This window comes from Pseudomonas sp. SJZ080 (genome assembly GCF_007828295.1).
GTDB lineage: Bacteria > Pseudomonadota > Gammaproteobacteria > Pseudomonadales > Pseudomonadaceae > Aquipseudomonas > Aquipseudomonas migulae_A.
The window spans coordinates 162,846-185,950 of the sequence record NZ_VIUK01000005.1 but is presented as its reverse complement, the minus strand read 5'-3'; the positions used below and the strand labels follow the sequence as shown (position 1 = coordinate 185,950).

15 protein-coding genes are annotated in these 23,105 nt (G+C 58.5%); 7 read left to right on the top strand and 8 right to left on the bottom strand.

Translation table 11 applies throughout. The annotated features are described in order from the left end of the window. Nucleotides 1-50 precede the first annotated feature (50 nt). Both FBY04_RS09760 and FBY04_RS09755 read left to right on the top strand, forming a co-directional pair. A complete protein-coding gene (locus FBY04_RS09760; RefSeq protein WP_084320516.1) occupies nt 51-362 on the top strand; it encodes a DUF962 domain-containing protein in 312 nt (103 codons plus the stop codon). A 99-nt stretch (nt 363-461) separates the two neighbouring features. Further along, nucleotides 462-1,052, top strand: coding sequence for an HD domain-containing protein (locus FBY04_RS09755; RefSeq protein ID WP_145315101.1), 591 nt, complete (start codon nt 462-464; stop codon nt 1,050-1,052). Between the two features lie 135 nt (nt 1,053-1,187). Here the strand turns inward: FBY04_RS09755 and FBY04_RS09750 are convergent, their stop codons facing one another. Next, on the bottom strand, nt 1,188-2,003 hold the full coding sequence (locus FBY04_RS09750; protein ID WP_084320514.1) for a UDP-2,3-diacylglucosamine diphosphatase: 816 nt from the start codon (nt 2,001-2,003) through the stop codon (nt 1,188-1,190). A gap of 135 nt (nt 2,004-2,138) precedes the next feature. Here FBY04_RS09750 and FBY04_RS09745 point away from each other — a divergent pair, with 135 nt between their 5' ends. Together FBY04_RS09745 and FBY04_RS09740 are read left to right on the top strand one after the other, a co-directional pair. Next, nucleotides 2,139-2,897 carry an AraC family transcriptional regulator gene (locus tag FBY04_RS09745; protein WP_145315100.1) on the top strand — a complete coding sequence of 253 codons (759 nt, stop codon included), beginning with the start codon at nt 2,139-2,141 and terminating at the stop codon, nt 2,895-2,897. A gap of 156 nt (nt 2,898-3,053) precedes the next feature. After that, complete coding sequence (locus FBY04_RS09740; protein ID WP_145315099.1) at nt 3,054-3,947, top strand: DMT family transporter; 894 nt, start codon at nt 3,054-3,056, stop codon at nt 3,945-3,947. Here FBY04_RS09740 and FBY04_RS09735 read toward each other — a convergent pair. From FBY04_RS09735 to recQ, 4 genes are all read right to left on the bottom strand, one after another. After that, complete coding sequence (locus FBY04_RS09735; protein ID WP_084320512.1) at nt 3,941-4,228, bottom strand: SelT/SelW/SelH family protein; 288 nt, start codon at nt 4,226-4,228, stop codon at nt 3,941-3,943. The genes FBY04_RS09740 and FBY04_RS09735 overlap by 7 nt on opposite strands. Nucleotides 4,229-4,272: 44 nt before the next feature. Continuing rightward, nucleotides 4,273-6,021 (bottom strand): FimV/HubP family polar landmark protein, encoded by a 1,749-nt coding sequence (locus tag FBY04_RS09730; protein WP_145315098.1) that lies wholly within the window; start codon nt 6,019-6,021, stop codon nt 4,273-4,275. 128 nt (nt 6,022-6,149) lie between these two features. Beyond that, a complete protein-coding gene (locus tag FBY04_RS09725) occupies nt 6,150-6,584 on the bottom strand; it encodes a MarR family transcriptional regulator (RefSeq protein WP_084320510.1) in 435 nt (144 codons plus the stop codon). Nucleotides 6,585-6,715: 131 nt separating this feature from the next. Then, entirely contained in the window at nt 6,716-8,842 is a 2,127-nt protein-coding gene (gene recQ, locus FBY04_RS09720; protein WP_084320509.1) for a DNA helicase RecQ, read from the bottom strand. A gap of 401 nt (nt 8,843-9,243) precedes the next feature. Between recQ and FBY04_RS09710 the strand changes: the two genes are divergently transcribed. From FBY04_RS09710 to FBY04_RS09700, 3 genes are all read left to right on the top strand, one after another. Beyond that, the gene (locus FBY04_RS09710; protein WP_010461974.1) at nt 9,244-9,831 is read left to right on the top strand and encodes a YecA family protein; all 588 of its coding nucleotides are present in this window, start codon (nt 9,244-9,246) and stop codon (nt 9,829-9,831) included. Between the two features lie 10 nt (nt 9,832-9,841). Then, nucleotides 9,842-10,237, top strand: a complete 396-nt coding sequence (locus FBY04_RS09705) for a YbaN family protein (protein ID WP_084320508.1) — start codon at nt 9,842-9,844, stop codon at nt 10,235-10,237. 163 nt (nt 10,238-10,400) lie between these two features. Continuing rightward, a complete protein-coding gene (locus tag FBY04_RS09700; RefSeq protein WP_145315097.1) occupies nt 10,401-11,903 on the top strand; it encodes a hypothetical protein in 1,503 nt (500 codons plus the stop codon). 64 nt (nt 11,904-11,967) lie between these two features. On the opposite strand, the gene FBY04_RS09695 is transcribed toward FBY04_RS09700, so the two are convergent. From FBY04_RS09695 to FBY04_RS09685, 3 genes are all read right to left on the bottom strand, one after another. After that, nucleotides 11,968-14,247, bottom strand: a complete 2,280-nt coding sequence (locus tag FBY04_RS09695; RefSeq protein WP_145315096.1) for an autotransporter outer membrane beta-barrel domain-containing protein — start codon at nt 14,245-14,247, stop codon at nt 11,968-11,970. A gap of 198 nt (nt 14,248-14,445) precedes the next feature. Continuing rightward, nucleotides 14,446-16,431 carry a hypothetical protein gene (locus FBY04_RS09690; protein ID WP_145315095.1) on the bottom strand — a complete coding sequence of 662 codons (1,986 nt, stop codon included), beginning with the start codon at nt 16,429-16,431 and terminating at the stop codon, nt 14,446-14,448. A 267-nt stretch (nt 16,432-16,698) separates the two neighbouring features. Beyond that, nucleotides 16,699-22,560, bottom strand: coding sequence for a retention module-containing protein (locus tag FBY04_RS09685; protein WP_145315094.1), 5,862 nt, complete (start codon nt 22,558-22,560; stop codon nt 16,699-16,701). Nucleotides 22,561-23,105 lie beyond the last annotated feature (545 nt).

Sequence of the window (23,105 nt, the reverse complement as noted above, 5' to 3'; positions counted from 1 at the left end):
TACCCGCAGAACAACTTGCAATCAGGACAATAACCACAGAGATCGCAGTCGTGGAAAACTTCAAACGATTCAATAGCTTCGCCGAGTTTTACCCGTATTACCTGAGTGAGCACAGCAACAGTACATGTCGGCGATTGCACTTCATCGGCACGACGCTGGTCATTTTCATTCTGGCCCTGAGCATCGGCAAAGGAGCCTGGCTATGGCTGCTGGCCCTTCCGCTGGCCGGCTACAGCTTCGCCTGGGTCGGGCATTTCTTCTTTGAAAAGAACCGTCCTGCGACTTTTCAACATCCGCTTTACAGCCTGCTCGGCGATTTCGTCATGTACCGCGACATGATTCTGGGCCGCGTGCCGTTCTAGGCCCAATTGGCCAGCAATGCGTCCTGCGCAGTCAGTGCGCTGATGGTCACAGGTCCTACACTGAAAAAATCCCTTTCGACAAGAACAAGAGGATAGCCGATGAATGCCAATGCCCGTTTCACCCACATGCAGGACGGCACACAGGAAGACTGGGCGATCATCGCCGCGGACTTCAGTGCCTATGCGAGACAATTGCCGACACGGATTGTGGCGCACCTGAAACTGCTGGAGGGTGATTTTGGCGGCTTCCCGGTGGATCGCCTGACCCATTCCCTGCAAACCGCCAGTCGTGCCTGGCGCGATGGCCGCGACGAAGAATACGTGGTGTGCGCCCTGCTTCACGACATCGGCGACACGTTAGGTTCCTACAACCATTCAGACATTGCGGCGGCGATCCTCAAACCCTTCGTCAGCGCCGAGAATCTGTGGATGGTGGAGAAACACGGGATTTTCCAGGGGTATTACTTTTTCCATCACTTGGGCATGGATCGGCATTTGCGCGAGCAGTTCAGCGATCATCCGCAGTATCAGGCGACCATCGAGTTCTGCGCGAAGTACGATGCGGCGGCGTTTGATCCGGCTTACAAGACGCTACCACTGAGTTTCTTCGAGCCGATGATGGAGCGGTTGTTCGCTCATCCCAAGCATTCGATTTACAAGGCGGCGATGGAAGAGCACGCGCCGGCCTGACAGATCGCAGGGGACTGCTTCGCGGTCCATTCGCGAGCAAGCCCGCTCCCACATTCGACCGAGTCGTCCTTGAGAACACGGTCGAATGTGGGAGCGGGCTTGCTCGCGAAGAGGCCGGCTCGAACACCCAAAATGTTATGCGGGTTCTGCGATTTTAATGGCCTTCAACTCCGCCTCCCGCGCCTGCGCATCCGCCAACCGGTACAACTCGATCGAACCATCCCAATGCTCGATCAGCGCCGTACACGACTCCACCCAATCCCCGCAATTGAGGTAGTCCACCTCACCAACCTTACGGATTTCGGCATGGTGAATGTGCCCGCACACCACCCCGTGCAATTCGCGTTTGACGCATTCGTGGGCGATGGCTTCTTCGAAGTCGCTGATGAAGCTGACGGCGGTTTTCACCTTGTGTTTGAGGTACGCCGACAACGACCAGTAACCGTAGCCATAACGGGCACGCCAGTGGTTGAGCCAACGGTTGAGGGTCAGGGTGAATTCGTAGGCCGAGTCGCCGAGAAAGGCCAGCCAGCGGTGATAACGGGTGATCACGTCAAACTGGTCACCATGGATCACCAGCAAGTGGCGGCCATCGGCGGTCACGTGCACCGCTTCATCCACCAATTGAATATTGCCCAGAATCAGCTTTGAGTAACGACGCAGGAATTCGTCGTGGTTGCCGGTGACATAAATCACCTCGGTGCCGCGCTTGCTCATGGTCAACAGGCGACGAATCACGTTGGTGTGCGCCTGAGGCCAGTACATGCCGCTGCGCAGTTTCCAGCCATCGATGATGTCGCCGACCAGGTAGATCTTGTCCGCATGGTAGCCCTTGAGAAACTGCGACAAGTGCTCGGCCTGGCAATCCCGGGTGCCCAGATGCACATCGGAAATCCACAAGGTCCGCACACGTTGTTTACGACTGGGTTTGGCGAGCTCGGCGCTGGTCATGGGCAACCCTCTGCGATTGTTTTTGCAAGCTTGCGCCGGTGGGGTTAATTGCCCATGACAGTGACAAGTCAGTCCTGTGACAGCGCGCGGGAACGACCTCGGTGTAGACTGGCAGCCTTACTCGGGAGACCTGCGATGAGACCGATCCTCACGCTGCGCCAATACACTCACGACCTGATCGTCCACAGTCACGACCACGCGCAACTGGTGTTCGGTCTCTCGGGCGCGCTGGATTTCGAGGTCGACGGGCGTGGCAGTCAGGTGGTCCAGCAGAGTTTCGTGGTGGTCCCGTCCGGTTTCCATCATGCCTGTGGCAGCGCCAATGGCAGCCGCTGCCTGGTGCTGGACGTGCCAAGTGATCAATGGGTGGCGCAGTCGCTTGGCGAGCACGCCGATGCCAGCCGCCGTTTACTCGACAATGCCGGACGACTGCCGCTGGACGCCGGGCAAAGCCAATTGGTGAACTGGCTGGCGGGCAGTCAGGTCAGCGACCCGCTGATCGCGCAACAAGGCGCGGTGCTGTTGCTGGCCAGCCTCAACAACGCCAGGCCGCAAGTGATGGGCGGCCGGCGCCTGCCCTACGCTGCGTTGAATGCGCACATCAATCAGCACGCGGCCTACCCGCTGCAAGTCGCCGATCTGGCGCGCATCGCCGGGTTGTCCAGCGCTCGGCTGCATGCGCGGTTTGTCGCTGAATGCGGACAGACGCCGATGGACTACATTCGCAGTCGTCGTTTGCACATGGCCGTGAGTCTGTTGCGGGATTCGGCGTTGCCCGTTGGCGAAATTGCCAGTCGGGTTGGCTACAGCTCGCAAAGTGCGTTTTCAGCGGCGGTGTTGCGGGAGTTTGGCGCCTCCCCCGGAAAATTGCGGCGCGAGGCTGGCGACAAATGATGCGAGCCTGACGACAGACATAACTGTTCTCATGCGGTTCAATGCAGGCGCTGCCGAAGGCTGCGATCTTTGGATCTGATCCCCGAAAAGCAAGATCAAAAGATCGCAGCCTTCGGCAGCGCCTACACCTCTGTTCGTTTGCTGTTAAGGATCGCAATGACTCCCCGTACCGCCCTCGGCGCTCTGCATATCGGTGCATTGATGTTTGGCCTGACCGGTGTGTTCGGCAAACTCGCCGCCGCCTCCCCTGCCGTCATCGTCTTCGGTCGCGCTGCCTTTGCTGTGCTCGCCCTGGCCGTTTTCGCACGGTTCGCCAGCCAGACACGCTGGCAGAAACTGCACACCGTGGACTGGCGCCGCCTGCTGCTCAGCGGTTTGTTGCTGGCCGGGCACTGGGTGAGTTTTTTCATTGCGGTAAAGGTCGCGGGCGTAGCGATCGCGACCCTGGGTTTCGCCAGTTTCCCGGCCTTCACCGTGATCCTGGAAGGGTTGATTTTCCGTGAGCGGATTCGCGCCAATGAAATCCTGCTGGTGGTGCTGGTGAGTGTCGGGCTGGTGCTGGTCACGCCTGATTTCGATCTGGCCAGCGGCGCCACCACCGGCTTGTTGTGGGCGGTGGGCTCCGGGTTGCTGTTTGCATTACTGTCCCTGACCAACCGCGCCAGTTCCGCAAGAATTCCGCCGGTACAGGCTGCGCTGTGCCAGAACGTGGTGGTCGCCTTGTGTTTGCTGCCGGTGGCGGTGCCGCAGTTGAGCGAAGTCCGCGCCATTGACTGGCTGTGGATCGCCTTGCTCGGGGTGTTCTGCACCGGCGTCGCTCACAGCCTGTTCGTCGCCAGCCTCGCGGTAATCAAGGCGCGCACCGCCGCCGTGGTGTTTGCGCTGGAGCCGGTGTACGGCATCACCATGGCGTGGCTGCTGTTCAATGAAAACCCGACGCTGCGCATGCTCATCGGTGGTGCCTTGATCATCGTCGCGATTGTGGTGTCCAGCAGGCTCTCGGGCGGTTCAAGCAAGAAAACGGTCGCTGCCGAAGCGGCATCTCACTGAGTGCGGTCGTTGTGTCCGAGGTCGCGGTCCGGATCGATCTGATCGCGGACCCGCTGCTTCAACACCTTGGCCTCAGGGAAACCGCCGTCTGCCTTGCGCTCCCAGATCTGCACATCGTCACAGAAAATGTGAAACACACCACCGGTGCCAGGCACCAGCGACACCTTGCCCAGGTCATCGCCAAAGGTACTGAGCAGTTCTTGCGCCAACCACGCGGCACGCAACAGCCATTGGCATTGCGTGCAGTAGGTGATGACGATTTCGGGTTTGTGCGCGGTCATGACGAGGGAACTCCTGAACCAGAGGGCGTCGCCATGATAGAGGCTCAGCGAATACCGGCCAACAGCGTCCGCGCAGTTTGTTTAAGGGGTTCATCGCCGTCCTTGAGCAACTCGTTCAGCAGTTCGATGGCGCTGTCCAGATCACCGTCATCAATGCAGGTCTGGGCCTGTTCCAGTTTGCCTGCGTTGTCCGGCACGGAGGGTTCCAGGCTCAGCGCTTCAAGTTCGAATGACGAGTCCTTGAATTCGTCGAGGAAGTCGTCGTCCAGAGCCTGAGCCTCAGGCTCGGCGACCCACTCAAGCTCGGGTTCGCCCAACGTGGTTTCTTCAGGCATCTCGAACACATCGGGCATCACGTGCAGATTCGAGGTGAATGCGGGTTCCACGACCTCGGGTGGTTTGTCCGTGGGTTTAGTGCTATCGAAGGGACTGATCAGATCCCAGCTCGACTCCATCGACAGGTCATCCAGGTTCAACTGGAACTCATCGCCGGGTACTGCTTCGGATTGAACGGATGTTGTGATCACTGCCGCCGCAGCCACTGGCACCACACTGTCCAGTTTCGGGTAGCGGGCCCGAATGTCCTGAAGTTGCCGAGTATCAAATCCGGCATCTCGCAGGCTGTTTTCCTGAGCGTCATAGGCTGGCCCGTCACCTTGCTTGCCGAGGACTTCCAGCAACTGTACGGCCAGATCCGTGCGATGTGGCTCCTTCGCCAGGGCATCACGCAACAAACCCGCAGCTTCGGAAAAACGGCCATAGGCCAGGTAGATGCCCACGCCTTCCAGCACATCCCCTGACGGCGTCTCGTCATGTTGATCGGGCGCGGGATTCAGCGGGGCGGGCTTCGCCAACGGCTCCACGGTTTGATCAAGCACCGGCTCGTGTCGCGACGGTAGAACGGGAGGATCTGCAGCCAGGATCTGAACCTGCTGTCGTTGGCGGCGAACAAACAGGCCCAGCAACAGCAAGGCCAACAACGCCAGCAACCCGATGATCATCGGCCAGTTGGACGTCTCGGGTTCTTGTACCGCGACCGGTGCTGGCGCAACAACTTCCGGTAAAACCGGGGGCACCTGGACCTCCGCCAATTGCGTTTGCAGTTCGGTGATCTGTTTTTTCTGGCTGGCGATCTGTTCGTCCTGGCCCTGAAGTTTCGCGTTCAGCTCATCGATGTTTTTGTGCAGTTGCTGGTTCTGCAACACGCTGGCGGCCAGTTGCTCGGCGACGGGATCAATGACGGGGGCGGCGGACGGTTCAACTTTAGGGGCCGTTTTTTTGGCCTGAGTGGGCGGCGCAATGGCCGGTTTGACACTCGGGTAGGGAGAGTTCGGTGAGCGGGTGACTGGTTCGTCGGCCACCGGCACGATCCCCGGCGTGCCCGGCGGATCGATCAGCACGGTGTACTCGCGTAGAACGCGCCCGTTGGGCTGATTGAGCTGCACGAGGAAATTCAGAAAAGGTTCGTTGACCACTTTATTGGAGCTCACCCGGATCAGGCTGCGGTTGCCCCGCAGGATGGGCGTGAACTTCAGGTCATTGAGAAAGAACACCCGCTCGACACCGGCGCGACTGAATTCGTCTGCGGTCGCCAGACTGACGGACAAGTCGCCCTCCTCCAGACCGGCAGCATCCACCAGATCGATGTCGGCACGCAGCGGTTGATTCAGCGCCGAATGCACGGTGATTTCACCCAGGCCCAACGCGGGCGCCAATGCCGAGTAAGTTACAGCCCCACCGGCCAGAACCAGCCTGGCGCACCAACGCAGTACAACGTGCCAACTCTCGAGCATGAGCATCCCTTAGATAACCAGAACCAACCGGTGCGTGTTCGCACATCCGGTACGAACACGATATTGCCTAGTAGTTCTTTATAGTCCGCCCAACGGGGTATCTCAAAAAGCTGACACCCGGTTCTGCTTCAGGATTTTTCCAGGTTGGCCAGAATGTGCCCGTGAACACGCATGCAGACCTTCAAATCGGCCTCATCGACGCCTTCAAACAGCTCGTGGCGCAGTTGAGTGGCAATGGTTTCAATTTGTTCGATCAGGGGACGGGCCGGTGCACAGAGGACGATTTTTTTCGCCCGGCGGTCTTCCACCACGGCCTGACGCTGAACGAGGCCCTGAGTTTCCAGACTGTCGAGCAGCCTGGCCAGGGTCGGCCCTTCGACGCCAACGCTTTGTGCCAGTTCGCGCTGGGTCGGCGCCTCCTCGAAACGCGCCAGGTGCAGCAGCACCAGCCAGCGCGCCTGGGACAAACCCAGGCCGGCCAGACGGCGGTCCAGTTCGGCACGCCAGCCGCGCGACATCTGGGCCAGTTGCATGCCAAATCGGTGTTGATCGGTTAACGGCATAAAACACTCATGGTTAGACTGAAATAGAGAAAAACTAATTATTAGTCAGCTAAGCATGACCCTTGGCTTGAGGCAAGGCTTGCTCTGTACTGAATCGTTACATCAATACAGCCCTGTCCGAAATTTGAAACTCAGACCTCGAATTCCGATTGCAGCGCGGCTCGAACACAGTACAAAACACCTTCCGGCACGCGACCGGCGAACAGCGCAGCAATCTCCGCCACCGGCGGCAATTCGCCCTCGCCGTCGAGAAACGCATCCTGGACTTCGCCCATCAAGTCTTCGGGCAGGTCCAGCGCCTGTTCCAGCGACAACTGCTGCTTGCCGATTGCCTCGGCGAGCATGGTGTAGACATTCTTTTCCGAGCACTGCAATTGACCGGCGATTTGTAACGGCGTCATGCCGGCCCGAGCGAGGGTTATCAGCTCGTGGCGCACGTCGGCCACCACTTTCGGCGCCTCGACCTGGCCGCCGAGCACTTCGAGGAAGGCCTCGCCGTAACGTTCCAGTTTGCGTGCGCCGACACCGCTGACCGTGGCCATTTCCGCCAGCGAGGTCGGTTGGCTGCGGAGCATTTCCAGCAACGTCGAGTCGGGGAAGATGACGTAAGGCGGCACACCGTGCTCTTCGGCGAGCTTGCGACGCAAGGCGCGCAAGGCTTCCCACTGTTCGCGTTCTTCGCCACGGACCAGTTGACTCGCCTGGCTCTTGCTGCTTTTCGCGGTGGTTTGCGGCTTGAGGTCGCGACGCAGTTCCAACGTCACTTCGCCCTTGAGCAGCGGCCGGCAAGTGTCACTGAGGCGCAGACCGCCGTAACCTTCGAGATCGATGTCGGCCAGACCGCGAGCAACCAGCTGCCGGAACAGGGAGCGCCATTCGCTCTCGCCCATTGCCTTGCCGACACCGTAGACCGACAGATGCTGATGACCGAAGCTGCGGACCTTTTCGTTGTCCTTGCCCAGCAACACGTCCACCAGATGGCCGACGCCATAGCGCTGGCCGGTGCGGTAAATCGCCGAAAGCGCCTGACGGGCCGGCTCGGTGGCGTCCCAGGTCTGCACGCCATCGACGCAGTTGTCGCAGTGGCCGCACGGCTCGGGCATGTCTTCGTCGAAGTAGGCCAGCAACGTTTGACGCCGGCAGCGGGTTTCTTCGCAGAGCGAGAGCATCGCGTCGAGCTTGTGCTGCTCCAGACGCTTGTGGCGCTCATCGCCTTCGGAGTTCTGCAGCATCTGCTTGAGCATCACCACGTCTTGCAGGCCATAAGCCATCCAGGCATCCGCCGGCAGACCGTCACGGCCGCCGCGACCGGTTTCCTGGTAGTAAGCCTCAAGGGATTTCGGCAGATCGAGGTGCGCGACAAAGCGCACGTTGGGCTTGTCGATGCCCATGCCGAACGCCACGGTGGCGACCATGATCAGACCTTCCTCGTTAAGGAAGCGCTTCTGGTGATGGGCCCGGGTTTCGTTGGCCAGACCGGCGTGGTACGGCAGCGCCGGGAAGCCCTGCTCGCTGAGGAACACCGCCACTTCGTCGACTTTCTTGCGTGACAGGCAATAGACGATGCCGGCATCGCTGCGCCGTTCGGCGAGGAACGCCAGCAACTGCTTGCGCGGCTGCTCCTTGGGCACGATGCGGTAAAAAATGTTCGGGCGGTCGAAGCTCGAGAGAAAGCGCTCGGCATTCTGCAGGTGCAGGCGATCGACGATTTCTTCCCGGGTGCGCTTGTCGGCGGTCGCGGTGAGGGCGATGCGCGGAACGTTGGGGAACAGCTCCGCCAACTGGCCCAGTTGCAGGTATTCGCGGCGGAAATCGTGACCCCATTGCGACACGCAATGCGCTTCGTCGATGGCGAACAAGGCGATTTCAAGGCTTTGCAGGAACGCCAGCATGCGCGGCTGGACCAGACGCTCAGGCGCGAGATAAAGCATCTTCACTTCACCGCGCTTGATCCGCGCAGCGAGGTCGCGTTGCTGCTCGGCACTCAGCGTGGAGTTCAACGCAGCGGCCGCGACGCCCAGTTCTTCGAGGGTCGCCACCTGGTCGTCCATCAACGCGATCAGCGGCGACACCACCACTGCCAGGCCTTCGCGCAACAGCGCCGGCACCTGGAAGCACAGGGATTTGCCGCCACCGGTAGGCATCAGCACCAGGGCGTCGCCGCCACTGGCCACGCGCTCAATGATTGCACCCTGACGGCCACGGAAACTGTCGTAGCCGAAGATGTCCTTGAGGACGCGTTGAGCCTGTTCGAGCATAAAAACTCCAAAAATCACCGAAACATCCCTGCAAGGCTGGTTCAGGATCCACAAGGCTGCACTGACAAATCGTAAGTGCGCATTGCATGACGCTTCACATTTCAGCCGCGACGCCAGCAGGGCATCACAAAACGCGGGAGTATACCCGAGGCCTCCCTTGCAAAGGGCACCACTGAGAAGACACACGAGGACAAACACCGCGCAACCTGTGGGAGCGGGCTTGCTCGCGAAGGCGGAGTGTCAGTCGATATTAATGCTGCCTGACACGACGCCTTCGCGAGCAAGCCCGCTCCCACAGAGATTGTGGTGTTGCCGGCATGCAAATATCCCGCGCGGCTGGCCTGAGTGCTCAAGAAGGCCTAGAATTCCCGCATCTGTTTAATTCCCAAGGTAGCCCTTTAATGTCCTTCGCTGAGCAACTAACCCGCCTGCAAGTCTTCCTCGACGCCGATGAACTGCATGACGAGGCGCTGGACTACGTGGCCGCCCACGGCTACCTCACTGCGCTTTCGATCTGTTCCGAAGAGGTTCCGGATCGTGAATGGATCGATGCCCTCTTCGCCGAAGAGCCGCATTACGCCGACGACACCGAGCGTGAAGCGATCGAATCCACCCTGCTCGCCCTCAAGGCTCACATCGCGCGCCAGCTGGCGTCCGATGAAGAGTTCGAGCTGCCATGCGACCTGGACCTGGGCGAAGAGCCGGATGATTCCGACCTGCGCGGCTGGTGCATCGGTTTCATGGAAGGTGTGTTCCTGCGCGAAGCGGCCTGGTTCGAAACCGCCGAAGACGAAGTCAGCGAAATGCTGCTGCCGATCATGGTCGGTTCGGGTCTGTTCGACGAACAGCCTGAGTTCGAAGACATCGCCAAAGACGCCAACCTGATGGACGACATGATCGTGCAGATCCCGGAAGCCCTGACCGCGCTGTACCTGCTGTGCCAGGCGCCAGACGAAAAACCGGCGATCCTCAAGCCACGTCACCACTAAGGTTCTGCCTATGGACAACCCCATAGGCAACCGCTCCCTGATGTTGCGTTACGGGCTGCTGGTCATCGGCTGGCTGAGCGTAGCGCTGGGGGTGATCGGGATTTTCCTGCCGGTGTTGCCCACCACGCCTTTCCTGTTGCTGGCGGCGGCCTGTTTCGCCCGCAGCTCCCCGCGCTTTTATCACTGGCTGGTGGAGCACCCACGGCTGGGGCCATGGATTCGCGACTACCTCGATGGCAACGGCATTCCGCTCAAGGGCAAGGTGTACGCTATCGGGCTGATGTGGGTGAGCATTCTGTTGTCGTGCTACCTGGTGCCCTTGCCGTGGGCACGCGGTTTCATGCTGACCAGTGCGGTGCTGGTGACGATCTACATCGTTAGGCAGAAGACCTTGCGTAAATCCTGAAACTCGTTTCGCTATTAATAGCGGATAAGCCCTCTTTCAACCTCCATCATCACCCCCTCCGCTCATCGGAAACCTACTCAAACCTGTTATTTCTGACAGTAGCCAACTCAACTGTTCGAGGCCTTAAATCACTCCGTCCCCTTGACCAACCGGAGTCATGATCATGGCCGTTACCCCCTCGAACAGTTCATTGCTTACGCCCGATGATACTGATGAAAATCAGTTAACGATCAGTAAAATCGTTGATCCCAACGGCGTGACCATCATTAACCGAATTACCTACCAAACATCCTTCAAGGCTAGCGGCATCAACGCCGAACGGAACAGCTTAGTGTTTATAATGTACGGTAACGAAAAGCTGGGTGAAGCGACAAGCGACAATAATGGTGATTGGGAAACGTTACTGCTCGATGCCCCGAAGTTCGATTGCTACAGCGTGTTCGCTGAAGGCAGATGGGCTGACACCCCTACATCGCCGTCCAGAAGATTTACCGTGGCAACCGACACACCGATCATCAAAGAAGTACTCAGCGACGGAAAACCGATTGCTGATGACGACACCATCAGTACGAAATCAGTCACCATTAACTGCAACGCGCCCCCGAACCAGAATGCCGAAGCGCTTAATGACGATACTTCACTCAAAACAGAACTAACCAATGCCTGCGGTTTATGCACTTTCAACCTGGAAGATCTGGACCCAGGCCCCTACAACATCACGGTGAAGGGTGCCAATGGCAAGGTGTCGACCCCTTTCAAGTTCACCGTGATTGAAGAAGGTATCGCGCCGGTAACCCTCGACAAGGTCACGACCGCTACCGGAGTAGAAGTCGATGACGGCACCACAACATCCGAGACCTCCCTGTTTGTGGAAGGCGAAGGGGAACCGGGAGCGAAGGTTGAAGTATTCAAAAATCGTGTAACCCTGGATGAAGCCACCGTGGACCCTTCAACCGGTCGCTACAGGCATCCAACAGGCGAGTTGACCGATGACACCTACATCTTCACCGTCACCGCAAAATACATAGGTGGCGGCACCGCTGGGCCGCACACGATTACAGTGGAAGCTATCAAAAAGCAGGTAACCCTCGACAAAGTCACGACCGCTAACGGAGTAGAAATTCATGACGGCACCACAACATCCGAGACCTCCCTGTTTGTGGAAGGCGAAGGGGAACCGGGAGCGAAGGTTGAAGTATTCAAAAATCGTGTAACCCTGGATGAAGCCACCGTGGACCCTTCAACCGGTCGCTACAGGCATCCAACAGGCGATTTGGACGATGGCACCCACGCCTTCACCGTCACCGCAAAATACATAGGTGGCGGCACCGCTGGGCCGCACACGATTACAGTGGAAGCGGCCACTGCGGCACCGACAGACACCCGTATTTATGATGCCGCGGGGAACGTAATTCTTGATGGAGGCGATATAAACGAGCGTTGGCTTATTGCCAGAGGTCTCCATACGCCGAACAGTACGGTCAAGATCAAGCTCAATGGTGTTATCCAAACAAAAACAGAGCCCACCAGCAATGAAGGAAAATGGGTTTCTTTCCAAAACGATCTGACAGTCGGGCAAACCTATGTAATTAGCGCCCTGACACTAGATGAAAAGGCTGAGTCCAACACATGGAGTGTCGTTGCACGGTCCCCTTCCAAAAGCTAGAAAATCAGCTACAGACAGAACGAAAAAAAACCGCTTTTACAGCGGTTTTTTTTCGTTCAAGCATTTAAAACTGATAGTTCAAGCCAAAAGTGGCAGCCACAGGCTGTTCGATATTTTTACCCTTGGCGTAATCGACACCGACATCAAGATTCAGCTTCTCGGACAACAAAACCGTCATCCCGACACCGGCTTCAAAACCGGTGCCGGCGAGGTTGTTATTGATCGAGTTTCCGTTGACCCGCACGCTGTTATCGTTGGAAGCAAATTCATGGACCATCGCCACACGTCCATATGGACGCACCCGTGTGTCGCCCAGATCGATGCTTCGACCGGCCATGACGCCCAGCTTGGTCCGCAACGAATGGGTGCGGTCACCTTCGGCTTCCATGTCATTGTCCAGGCGATAGTTCTTGCCCTGAATCACTGCCGCGGAAACCTGGGCAGATGGTTTGGCGAACCAGCCATCCCCAAGGTCAAAATTACGGCCGCCTTCTACGATCGCGCTCACCGCCGAGTTGCTGTAATCGCCTTCGGCACGCTTGCCGTCACTCATCCTGACTTTGGATTCATTGCGGAAATGGTTGAACTTCAGGGCGCCATCGACGTAGTAGCCATTGTCCGGATTCAGCCAGCCAAAATAGGGGCCAAAGTAGAAACTATTGACCTCGGCCGAGGTGCCGACAGCGAGATCCAGATCGGACTTGCTGTAACCCGCCAGCATACCGACAGTCCATCGACTGTCACCCAATCGGGTGTCGCCGCCCATGGTGAAGCCCTGCTGCTGTTGGCGATAACCCACACCTGACGAACTGCCGTCAACGATCCACTTGTTGCCATAAGGCCGTACCCACAGGCCATGAAGCTTGTCGTTCGCCTGCAACTCGCTCATGCGGTTTTCAAGCGACTTCAACTCGCCGTACGACACGGTAAGGGCCGTTTGAAACAAGGCCGCCACCGCTTGCGCGCCGGAAGTGAGCCGGGCAGTAGGGTTCAGGTAATACTCCGCTTCGCCGGAGGCATTGGTTCTTTTCTCTAAATCGTACTCAAATGTCCCTACATCGACCCGGCCTCCCAACAACGCGAAATCTGCATTGTTGTTGGCGATCTGCACCAGCGTCAGTTGTCGAGGAGACGTCGCGTCCTTGCCCGAAGCATTGACGGCCAATTCGAAGTTGCCGTTGGCCGTATTGGCCTTCAGCAAGTCGCTTTCACCGGTCTGGAAATTGCCCTGCATGCCAATGATACCGTCGCCGTCGAGCGTACCCACGTCGAGTTGACGGTTCGCACGCTGCGCGCCAGGCGTACCGAAATTGACGAGGCCGTCGTTCATCGACAAATTGTCGATGCTGTCGTTGTCGACCATGGTCAGGCTAGACTGGTTCAGCGTCAGGTTGCTGTTGTTCAAGCGACCGGTGAACGATGAGCCATTGTTCATGGAGACATTGGCGGTGGAACCATCCTCGCGCAGGATGTCCCCGACCATCGAGGCCGCGTTGAGGGAGAGGTCGACGGTGCTGTTCTCCAGGACTTGCACGTTACCTTCCAACGCACTACCACCGACATTCATCGCCGCCGTGGAGGCGCCTTTTACCTTCAACAGAATCCCATTACCCGCCCGCAGAACACTGTTGTTCTGCACCTGGATGGTCGCGCCTTGTACGCCCCCTTCCACCAGGATCGCCTCTTCGGTGCGACCTTCTATGATCGAGCCATCCACCAACAGCGTATTGGTGCCTTGGCCGTTCGCGTCATTGGTCATCCGCACGCCTGTTTTGCCGCCGCTGATCAGCGTGCCGGCCAGTGCGCGCACATCACCGCCGCGACTGTCCAGGCCGACGCTGTCGGCATTGGTGCCTCTGAGCTCGCTGTTGACCAGCGTCAATGTACTCAGACCGGTGACCAGTGCCCCCATTTCACCACCGAGGAATGTGCTGTCAGTGGCGGTGACAGTCGAGCCTTGCGTGGATGAATTGGGTCGACTGAGCCACAGCGCCCGGGTGTCAGCTGTAACAGTCGCCGATCGGATGGTGGCCTGGCTTTCACTCACCAAAATTCCGTGGGCGCCACTATTGCTGCTGATAATACCGCCATCGATGAACAATTCCGACCCGGCCTGTATGGTCAAACTCTGGGTCGTTGCACCAATGACATTGAGTACACCGCCATTTTCCACCACATAATCGCTGAGCGGGTCTGCCGGACCGATGGTCTCGTTTTGGCCAGCGCCGATAATGATCGCCGCCATGGCCGGAGGGCTTACCAAAAAAAAAGCTGGCAACAGTGCCAGCACTTTGAACGTAGTTGCGGTCGCAGGTTTATGTGAGATTGGGTTGTCGAAGTTCATGAGTCAGTCCTTTCGTCTTCTTGTCTCCTGCAAAGAAGCGGAGAACGCTGAGGGCTGCGGACGATACAGAGACCCCCTACAAAAAAATGTAGGATTAATCTCTGAAAGCGTAAGAAAAAACAGACACAGGTTTTCAATAACAAAAAACGTATATCCGGCGCCTCGACACCGGATATACGGGATCGCCTCAGTAAAATTTCACTTGCCGATCAAGCTTGTCGGATCGGTTACATCAGTCAGGTCGCACGTAACCTCCCCACTACTCATGTTGACCCGGACAACTGGGCCCTTTGTAAAAACGATTTCCTCTTCGATAACGACGGTATAGTCCGCTCGCCCATAACCAATACGTGTGGCAAGCAAATATTGATACGGAACATACATATCAAAGCCGTTTGTAGCTTGCGTTAAATTGGGGGTAAAAGGCACCTCGACGCTAGATCCGGGAATAAGTTCCGATTCAATCGCAGCACTGGTCGGGTAACCACCGAAGGTCAATTTAACTTGTATATCTGTCATTCGCGTATCGCCAGGAATACGAACAACACCCACTACACCGTGAGTCGGATGCCTTCTCAGCGAACTGCATACGACTCCGTTCCTTGGATCTGTGTGTAAGTGCCTGAATCCAGCCACTACCAATTCGATTGGTGTAGTACGAACAAACCCATTCGCCACCGGAGAGTGCGCTTCATTGAAGTTCACATCATGTTGGACAAGGACCTGAATTTGCGTGGTATCGTCGTCTGCCAAACTTTTAAGCCAAGGCCAAGGAAGATCAAATGTTATTGGCTTTGATCGATCTTCGCTGCCATCCAGTGGATGAACCCACTCAATCGGCGATTCACGGCTATTCAACGCAAACCGTGCTTTGTCGCCTGGTTTAAAAAGACGATGGAACTCCAAAAACCCTGTAACAGGCCCACCATCTTGCTCATCGGCTGCCGTCAGCCTGTTCTTCACTATGCTTTTCGGCCCCTGAAACCATGGTTCCAACAAACTCGGATCCAGAAATTTTGGATCAGCAGGATCAATCGGATCGGCCGGTTTCCTTACATCAAGCCATACAAGCCTGGTAATCGGATTCGTTGGAAAATACTTGTTACCGCGTTTGATTCTGTACCCCAACTCTACTTGTCTTCGCCCATGACCCTGCGCAAGAAGAGCCTGGTTATCGAGGTTACGTACGGAAGGGAACCCGTTCATCGTTTGCTCTGGCTGCGCTACCCCATCGATGGAGATGACCAGTTTATCCATCGCAGTGCTAAAGTTTGGATACGGCACTTCAAGGCCAGCACCCACACGATCAAAAAGCTGTTCTATCCCAAGAGTATCGTCATCCTCGTCTACGATTTGAGGAACGTAAAGAGGTGCCAACACAACGGGCCGAAGCTCTTTGAACACCGAGACATTCGTAAGAGCCGACGGAGTAGCTGGCACGCCAGGATAATTTTCCCCCTCGCACCAAACAACAAATTCCCCGTCAAAACCATTGACGTGCGCAGCAGTTAAAGCGAAGACCATCGGAGTGCCTATATTGGCCTCATCAACCCTGACAGAGGCGACTTCCGTGGGTACGCTCCTACTGGGACCAATAAAGCACTTAACCAAATCACCCAGTTTTTTACCTGTATAGTTCTGGTACGTCAGCGAGACTGTCTTGCCCTCTTCAAAATCTTCCGGACCTATACCATAATCTCTCACGGACTGCGGCAACTCTATTATTTTATCAAGGCTTGGCGGAACTTTATCGACCCTATATTCGAGTGGAATTACTTTGGCAGTGTTACCACCAAAATCCAGGGTATAACTGACTTTTCGCAGTCCTTCTTGATCTTTAGCTGCCAGGTGAAGATTCATTGGAATCGGCGTTATGGTGATGGGGGTTTCCTGGTAAAACTTATGTTCATCTGCATCTACGGTCCCATCCACTGTCATTTGAATAACGACGATCACCCCCGTTGGATTATATTGATCAGCGAATTCCGGAATATCAAACTCGAGCGGTTTGTTAAAATAAGCATAGGGAAGATATTGTGGACCACCGGCTGCCAAGGCTGGTTTAAATGGGTTGGCAGCCCCCGGCACTGGGGCATTCAGATCAGCAAGTTGTATGCTGGATCGAAATGCTCGGTATTGCGCCCTGTCTCTGCCATTAAAAGGGAAGCTTTCTTTCTTGGACATTTTAATACTCCTTTGAAGTTGAGCTTTATTGCCCTGACGTTCAGTTATCGCAATGCCAGGCGAAGAGCGCCAACATCACTCGCCTTACATTGATGAGTGCTTCACCCATCTCGATGTCTTGATTTAAAGGCAGCCACGGAAGACTGGCTACTGTCATAAATCACAGGTTTTGCTACCGCCGGTCGGACACCCCCTTAAACGACGCACAACAAAAAACCCGCCCCCCCTTACGCAGGGATGGCGGGTTTTGTTGTTTAAGGTTTCAGGTCACGCGGTATCCACCTTCAACGAATGGTCATTCAACATGCCGTTGATGATGGTCGCCGTATCCGCCCCGCCGGCAATCACCCCGCCCGCTCCCGGCGTCACCCCGTAATGGCTGGCCAGGTTCACGCCCGCGAGGTCGATGGTCTGGTTCGGCGCGGCGCCGGCCATGCCGCTGACGTCGATGCTGGTGACCAGTGAATCGCCGCTGCCGGTGACTTTGAAGTGCAGGTAGTCATCCAGCGACGCGGCAGTGCCGTTTTCGCCTTGCAGCAGTTGCGACAGGTCGAGTTTGTCGGCGCCCGGGGTGAAGTCAGTGACCACGTCGTGGCCGCTGTTTCCTTTGAGCCACTGGAAGGTGTCCGCGCCGGCACCACCGGTGAGGGTGTCGTTGCCGAGGCCGCCGATGAGCAAGTCGTCGCCGCCGCCCCCATTGAGCACGTCATTGCCGAGGCCGCCGGTGATGATGTTGTTGTGGTTGTCGCCCGTGAGTGTGTCGCCGAAGTCGGACCCCTTGAGGTTTTCAATGGCCGTCAGGGTGTCGGTGCCGGCGCCCAGGGTGTTTTGCGCACCGAGCAGGCTAAGGTCGACCTTGACCCCGGCGGTGGCGTGGGCGTAGCTCGCGGTGTCGATGCCGTCGCCGCCATCGAGCAGGTCGTTGCCGGCGCCGCTGTAGAGCAAGTCATTGCCGGCGCCGCCGTGCAGTTCATTGTTGCCTGCGCCGGCGGTGAGCACATCGTTGCCGTCGCCGGCGTTGATCACGTTGTCGCCGGTGTCCGCCACCAGCACGTCATCGCCTGCCGTGCCGGCAAGCGTGTGGCCGTCCTGATAGGTGATGGTCACGCCGGCGCTGTCGCTGCCGCCGTGGTGGTCGTTGACGGTGTAGGTGCCGTGGTAGTCCGGGGTGGTGTTGTGGGCACCGGAGTAGTCGACGGTCAGGGTCAGTTGGTAGTTTTCCGCGTCCTTGCCACTGTTGCCCGGCCCGTCATTGACGATGTTGGTGATGTGAATCTGGTAGGTGCCGTCCGCTGCAGCGGTGATGGTCTGGCCATCGCCGATGGCAATGAACGCACCACCGTTCACCGAATACTCCATGGCGACATGACCGGCTGCCAGGTTGTGGTCGAGGTTGAGGGTTTCACCCTGTTTGAGGGTGACGGTGATGCGGTCCTCGTCATTGGTGGAGTTGTGTTTGACCTCGCCCAACGCGCCGCTGACCACCAGCACCGCAGTCATGGCGGCGGTATTGGCGACGAAGGCGCTGCGGGCGATGGTCACGGATTGGGCGTTGTTGCCGGTGAAACTGTAGTTCTGGTTGCTGCCGGTGAAATCCGCGCCTTTGGCGATCCAGCCGGTGTTGAAGGTGGTGGGCGATGCGGTCAGCGGGTCGCCGTTGGCATCGGTGTCGTTGGCCAGCAACGCTTCGCCCGGCACCGCGACGCTGCCCGACAGTACGTTGGTGATGACGGTTACGTCGTTGTCGCTGGACGTATTGATGCAGCCGTTGTTGACATCGATGGTGACGGTGGTGGTGCTTTCATCACCGTCGTTATCACGCAGGGTGTAAGTGAACACGTCGGTCGCGCCGGGGCCGTTCACACTGTTCGGGTAGCTGTGGTATTCGGCGTTGCCCTGGGCGTCCAGGGTCAGGTAACCGTAAGTGCCGTTGATCTGAGTGTTGAGGCCGCCGTTCACCGGGGTCGACGTGTCCGAACCGGCGCGTACGCCGACCACGCCACCGCCGACCAAGGGACCATCGGCGCCGGCAACGTCGTTCCACAAGACGTTGCCGCTGACGACACCGCCCTCCGTCACCGACGTGGCATCGGGGTTGGCGTTCGGCGTGTCATCGATGATGTTGACGTTGATCTGGCCCGTCGCGGTGCTGCCGTCCGTATCGGTGGCGACGACGTCGAAGTTCTCGACGATGCTGTTGGCACCGCCGGCATTCGGGTGATCTCGGTCGTAATTGAGGGTGTAGCTGTAGGTCACCACGCCGGTGGCCGGGTCGTAACCGGTGATGGTCAGCGTGCTGCCGTGCCAGGTGCCGGTCGATTGCGGGAAGCCGGCGGCCACGCCAGCGGTGACCACGGCGATGCCGCCCACGGTCAGGGTTTGCAGACCATCCGGCGCGTTGACGGTGAAGGTGCCGGTCTGGGTCAGGGACGGGGCATCGGGGTCGGTGCCGTAGGTGAGGTTTTTTTCGTAGACGGTCAGTTCGCCGCACTCTACGTCGAGGCCGTTGAGGGTGACCGGGTTGTTGAAACAGCTGTTGTTGACGTCGATGGTGACGGTGGTGGTGCTTTCATCACCGTCGTTATCACGCAGGGTGTAAGTGAACACGTCGGTTGCACCGGGGCCGTTCACACTGTTCGGGTAGCTGTGGTATTCGGCGTTGCCCTGGGCGTCCAGGGTCAGGTAACCGTAAGTGCCGTTGATCTGGGTGTTGAGCCCGCCGTTCACCGGGGTCGACGTGTCCGAACCGGCGCGTACGCCGACCACGCCACTGCCGACCAAGGGACCATCGGCGCCGGCAACGTCGTTCCACAAGACGTTGCCGCTGACGACACCGCCCTCCGTCACCGACGTGGCGTCAGGGTTGGCGTTCGGCGTGTCATCGATGATGTTGACGTTGATCTGGCCCGTCGCGGTGCTGCCGTCCGTATCGGTGGCGACGACGTCGAAGTTCTCGGCGATGCTGTTGGCACCGCCGGCATTCGGGTGATCGCGGTCGTAATTCAGGGTGTAGCTGTAGGTCACCACGCCGGTGGCCGGGTCGCAACCGGTGATGGTCAGCGTGCTGCCGTGCCAGGTGCCGGTCGACTGCGGGAAGCCGGCGGCCACGCCAGCGGTGACCACGGCGATGCCGCCCACGGTCAGGGTTTGCAGACCATCCGGCGCGTTGACGGTGAAGGTGCCGGTCTGGGTCAGGGACGGGGCATCGGGGTCGGTGCCGTAGGTGAGGTTTTTTTCGTAGACGGTCAGTTCGCCGCACTCTACGTCGAGGCCGTTGAGGGTGACCGGGTTGTTGAAACAGCTGTTGTTGACGTCGATGGTGATGGTGGTGGTGCTTTCATCACCGTCGTTATCACGCAGGGTGTAAGTGAACACGTCGGTCGCGCCGGGGCCGTTCACACTGTTCGGGTAGCTGTGGTATTCGGCGTTGCCCTGGGCGTCCAGAGTCAGGTAACCGTAGGTGCCGTTGATCTGTGTGTTGAGGCCGCCGTTCACCGGGGTCGACGTGTCCGAGCCGGCGCGCACGCCGACCACGCCACCGCCGACCAAGGGACCATCGGCGCCGGCAACGTCGTTCCACAAGACGTTGCCGCTGACGACACCTCCCTCCGTCACCGACGTGGCGTCAGGGTTGGCGTTCGGCGTGTCATCGATGATGTTGACGTTGATCTGGCCGGTCGCGGTGCTGCCGTCCGTATCGGTGGCGACGACGTCGAAGTTCTCGGCGATGCTGTTGGCACCGCCGGCATTCGGGTGATCGCGGTCGTAATTCAGGGTGTAGCTGTAGGTCACCACGCCGGTGGCCGGGTCGTAACCGGTGATGGTCAGCGTGCTGCCGTGCCAGGTGCCGGTCGATTGCGGAAAGCCGGCGGCCACGCCAGCGGTGACCACGGCGATGCCGCCCACGGTCAGGGTTTGCAGGCCATCCGGCGCGTTGACGGTGAAGGTGCCGGTCTGGGTCAGGGACGGGGCATCGGGATCGGTGCCGTAGGTGAGGTTTTTTTCGTAGACGGTCAGTTCGCCACCCTCTACGTCGAGGCCGTTGAGGGTGACCGGGCTGTTATGGATGTTCAGCACCAGCGTCGCGGTGCTGGTGTCGCCGTCGGCATCAGTCAGGGTGTAGTTGAAAGTCTCGGTGCCGATGCCATCGCCGTGCAAGGCTTTGAAATCGGCATCGCTGGTGTTGAGGGTGTAGGTGTAAGTGCCGTTGGCATTCAGCACCAAAGTGCCGTAAGTCCCGGTGAAAGTGCCCGCCGTAATCGGCCCGCTATCCGGCCCGGTCGGCACGCGATCCGCGCCTTGCACGTCGTTGGTCAGGACGTTGCCTTCGAGCGTCAGGTGCGTTGGCGTGGCGGTACTGGCGTTGCTGTCATCGACTGCTTTAGGCACGTCATCGACGATGTCGACCTTGATCGTGCTGGTCACGGTGTTACCCAGGGAATCGGTGGCCTGATAGGTGAAGGTTTCGCTCAGGGTGTTGGCGCCGTTATCCGCGTGCGGCGTGGTGCTGGCCGGCGAAGTCAGGGTGTAGGTGTATGTGCCGTTGGGGTTGAGCAGGATCTGGCCGTACGCCCCATGGTCGCTGCCAACCAGCGCATAGGTGATTGCGCCGGTGGCGCCGGTGACCGAGCCGACCAAGGTGCCGCTGGCGGTTTCGCCGGTGTGGCCCGGTTGGCTCCCGGTGACGGTGCCAGCGGCCAGGTCCTGGCCATCCTTGCTCAGATCCAGCGCTTTTTCGTAGACCGTCACGTCGTTGTCGCTGACCGCTTTGATGCAACTGTTGTTGACGTCGATGGTGATGGTGGTGGTGCTTTCGTCACCATCGTTATCGCGCAGGGTGTAGGTGAACACGTCGGTCGCGCCGGGGCCGTTCACACTGTTCGGGTAGCTGTGGTATTCGGCGTTGCCCTGGGCGTCCAGAGTCAGGTAACCGTAGGTGCCGTTGATCTGTGTGTTGAGGCCGCCGTTCACCGGGGTCGACGTGTCCGAGCCGGCGCGCACGCCGACCACGCCACCGCCGACCAAGGGACCATCGGCGCCGGCAACGTCGTTCCACAAGACGTTGCCGCTGACGACACCTCCCTCCGTCACCGACGTGGCGTCAGGGTTGGCGTTCGGCGTGTCATCGATGATGTTGACGTTGATCTGGCCGGTCGCGGTGCTGCCGTCCGTATCGGTGGCGACGACGTCGAAGTTCTCGGCGATGCTGTTGGCACCGCCGGCATTCGGGTGATCTCGGTCGTAATTCAGGGTGTAGCTGTAGCTCACCACGCCGGTGGCCGGGTCGTAACCGGTGATGGTCAGCGTGCTGCCGTGCCAAGTGCCGGTCGATTGCGGAAAACCGGCGGCCACGCCAGCGGTGACCACGGCGATGCCGCCCACGGTCAGGGTTTGCAGGCCATCCGGCGCGTTGACGGTGAAGGTGCCGGTCTGGGTCAGGGACGGGGCATCGGGGTCGGTGCCGTAGGTGAGGTTTTTTTCGTTGACGGTCAGTTCGCCACCCTCTACGTCGAGGCCGTTGAGGGTGACGGGATGGTCCGGCGTTTCAGGATCATTCGGAACATCCGGGGTATCAGCATCAATCGGCGCCGCAGCCGCCGCATTGCCGCCGTTATCCGGATCACCGGCCAGACGCTCCAGGGGAAATTCAGGAATACCGTTGAAGCCTGCGGTCGGGAAACCGATGGTTGGATCGACACGCCCGGCCACTTCTTCCAGCAGCACAAAACTGTGACCGCCCCCTGACTCAGCACCGGGTGCGCCCGATGTCCCCGGACCCGCCGCCGTGGCTTCCGCTTTCTGGGTCGGGTCATCACCCGCCGCGATGGCTTTTTGCACTCGCTCGACGTCGGACAGTTGCGCCTGAGTCGGCGTCGCCGCGTCAGCCGTTTCCACATGAGGCACCTGATGCGCGAGCAACTGCGAATTCATTTGCAGGCTGCTGCCACGCCCGAGGGTCAGTTCCTGGCCATTTTGCAAATGCACCGCCACCGCGCCTTCGGCACCGGTGACCAGTTGATCGCCGGCAAACAGCCTGTCCCCCTCGATCAACGCACGTCGGGTGCCGTCGCTCGCTACAGCGAACACCTGACCAATGACCTTGCTGACGATACCGATGAGCGTTGCCATGTGCATTTCCTCCGCTGCCAACTGCTGTCGGCATCCTGTTGATTGCGAAGAACGTGCTCATGGCGTGAGCGGGTTATCGACGGATCGTCTACCGGGCTGCGGCGTGCCTGATCAAACCGCTGCCCTGGCGACTTTCTCGCCAAGCAAGTCGCTCGTGGGCCAAGTGTTCCGATTCGGTATAAACCCAATGCAATCAATTACATCGAGACTCCGTCGCGAAACAACCTTACCGACAAGCAATGCGTAACAGTTCTGAACCAGCAAGCGACAAAAAACCGTCACTTTAAAAACTGTTGCGCGTCCCTCCCCTCCAGCACTTCTTCGCCCCACATCGATAAGTGGATTGAACTTTTCCAACCCCTCAAGAAGCTCCCTAAGGCTCGTAAATCAAGGGCTTTCCGAGTGAACAATGTGCTGGATTTTTCAGAGCGCATAAGTTTTTTTCGACATAACAATTATGAAAAAAACTTCTAAGGTTCGTTTGAGAATGTTCTTAGCTCTGATGTTACAAGTGTGAAACAGATCTACCTATAAATGTCGTCAAA